Origin of the sequence: Pseudomonas protegens, assembly GCF_003732485.1 — a bacterium.
Classification (GTDB): domain Bacteria; phylum Pseudomonadota; class Gammaproteobacteria; order Pseudomonadales; family Pseudomonadaceae; genus Aquipseudomonas; species Aquipseudomonas protegens_B.
On sequence record NZ_MOAK01000030.1, the window covers coordinates 32,979 to 35,385 of the forward strand.

The following is a 2,407-nucleotide window of genomic DNA, read 5'->3' on the forward strand; positions in this document are numbered from 1 at the left end:
ACGGCCACCATCATCAACGGCATGCTCAACGATCATTCGCTGAAGGTGGATACCGTCTGATGGTCGTCAGGGTCCTTGAGGCCGCTGCCCAGGCAGCGGCTGCAGGGGCGGCTCAGGGGCGCTGCAAGGTTTTCTGGCGCAGGATGTAAATGCTGACCAGCACGGCGCTGGTCAGCATGAAGCCTCGAGCCCAGGGCAGTGGCACCAGGTAGCACGAGAGTCCAATGCTCAGCCACATCAGGCCGATCGCATACACCTTGCCCTTGAGCGGAATGCCGTTGCCATCCAGGTAGTCGCGGATCCATGGACCCAGGCGCGGGTGTTGCACCAGCCATTGGTAGAAGCGCGGAGAACTACGAGCGAAACAGGCGGCCGCCAGCAGCAGGAAAGGGGTGGTGGGCAGTACCGGAAGGAAGATGCCGAGTACCCCCAGCGCTACGCTCAGCCAGCCGATGGCCAGCAGAACGTAACGCAACACCAGGGGGCGTTGGCCTATGGGCTTGGCCATAGGCGCCGACTCAGTGGTGGCGAGGCTTGAGCAGCGCCGGCTTTTCGTCGGGGGCGTTGCACAGCAGGTACAACGCGGTCAGGGCTTCGGGGATCTGCACGATCATGTCGTCCATCAGGTTGGCATCGCTGGCGATGTCGGAGAATTCCGGCTGCTCGTCGAACAGGCCGGAACCCACCATGATCGGCAGCAGCATCTCGCTGACTTCTTCCTCTGCGGTTTCGAACCAGGCCGCTTCCCGCAGGAACACGCCTTCCATGAAACCGATGCACCAGCCGCGCAGGTCGGAGTCGTCCGGGTCGTCGCCCAGGTCGAGTTCGCAAGGCAGTTCGAACTCTTCGTCGGAGGCCAGTTGGCGCGCGATGTGCGCCTTGAGGGCCAGCAGGGTGGATTCGATGGCTTCGCGCTCGGCGTCGTCGCGGTAATGCGGCTCTTCGGCGAACAGGGCGTCGATCCATTCACGGTCGGGAACGCTTTCCGAGCAGATCGACAGCGCGGTCAGGTAGCCGTGAGCGGCCACGTAGTCCAGCGCCTCGTCGTGCAGATCATCTGCGTCGAGGAAGACTTGCAGGCGGGTTAGTTGCTCAGCGAAGGACATTGACGGGCTACCTTGGGGAATAAACGATGCTGAATTCTAGGCTTTCTTGAGCGCTCAAGCCAGCCACGGGGCAGATTTGAGCGGTTCTAAAGGTTACCAGCGGTCCATTGTCGGCGCCCTCTGCCGGGAAGGGCTCGGGTATACTCGCGCGTTTTGTGATGCCCTGCAGGCCCGACGGCAAGAGCGGACAAGTCCGCTAACGCATTTGTCGGTGAACCGCGCCGGCTTTTCGGCCAGTCTGCACCCAGGGAAATCGGCGATTTTTGGAGTTTTTCATGCTCGAACAGGCTCAACGCGTCCTCAAGGACATCTTCGGCTACGACAGTTTCCGTGGTCGCCAAGGTGCGATCATTGAGCGTGTGGCCAGCGGCGGCGATGCCTTGGTACTGATGCCCACCGGCGGTGGCAAGTCGCTGTGTTTCCAGGTTCCGGCCCTGCTGCGCGAAGGCCTGGCGGTGGTGGTATCGCCGCTGATCGCGCTGATGGACGATCAGGTGGCCACCCTTGAGGAACTCGGTGTTGCGGCCGCCGCCTTGAACTCGACCCTGAGCGCCGAGCAGCAGCGTGACCTGGCGGCGCGCATTCGTCGCGGCGAGGTGAAAATGCTCTACCTGGCCCCGGAGCGCCTGGTTCAGCCACGTATGCTGGCGTTCCTGCAGAACCTCGATATTGCGCTGTTCGCCATCGATGAAGCTCACTGCGTGTCCCAGTGGGGGCACGACTTCCGTCCCGAATACCTGCAGCTGGGGCAGTTGGCGGAAATGTTCCCGAACGTGCCGCGCATTGCCCTGACCGCCACGGCCGACAAGCGTACCCGGGAAGAGATCGTCAATCGCCTGCACTTGCAGGACGCCGAGCGTTTTCTTTCCAGCTTCGACCGACCGAACATCTTCTATCGCATCGTGCCCAAGGAGCAGCCGCGCAAGCAGTTGCAGGCGTTCCTCAACGAGCGGCGCAGCGATGCCGGGATCGTCTACTGCCTGTCACGCAAGAAGGTCGACGAAGTGGCGGCCTTCCTCTGTGAGCAGGGCTTCACCGCGTTGCCGTATCACGCCGGCCTGCCCAACGAATTACGCGCCTATCACCAGAAACGCTTCCTTAATGAGGAAGGCCTGATCATGGTGGCGACCATTGCCTTCGGCATGGGCATCGACAAACCCAACGTGCGGTTTGTGGCCCACATGGACCTGCCCAAGTCACTGGAGGCGTACTACCAGGAAACCGGTCGTGCCGGCCGTGACGGCCTGCCGGCGGACGCCTGGATGGCCTATGGACTGCAAGACGTGCTGATGCTCAAGCAG

3 protein-coding genes are annotated in these 2,407 nt (G+C 62.2%); 1 reads left to right on the plus strand and 2 read right to left on the minus strand.

The genetic code is table 11. From position 1 onward, the window contains the following. Positions 1-112: 112 nt before the first annotated feature. Positions 113-508: a YbaN family protein gene (locus BLX41_RS04300; RefSeq protein ID WP_123723905.1), complete on the minus strand. Its 396-nt coding sequence runs from the start codon at positions 506-508 to the stop codon at positions 113-115. Positions 509-518: 10 nt separating this feature from the next. Then, positions 519-1,106: a UPF0149 family protein gene (locus tag BLX41_RS04305; RefSeq protein ID WP_041116614.1), complete on the minus strand. Its 588-nt coding sequence runs from the start codon at positions 1,104-1,106 to the stop codon at positions 519-521. Positions 1,107-1,381: 275 nt separating this feature from the next. Between BLX41_RS04305 and BLX41_RS34410 the strand changes: the two genes are divergently transcribed. Beyond that, the coding region (locus BLX41_RS34410) for a RecQ family ATP-dependent DNA helicase (RefSeq protein WP_259744399.1) at positions 1,382-2,407 on the plus strand (1,026 nt) is incomplete at its 3' end.

Bases quoted from the DNA above. Each gene is read 5' to 3' on its own strand.
- BLX41_RS04300 (WP_123723905.1), bottom strand. From the start codon at position 508: ATGGCCAAGCCCATAGGCCAACGCCCCCTGGTGTTGCGTTACGTTCTG.
- BLX41_RS04305 (WP_041116614.1), bottom strand. From the start codon at position 1,106: ATGTCCTTCGCTGAGCAACTAACCCGCCTGCAAGTCTTCCTCGACGCA.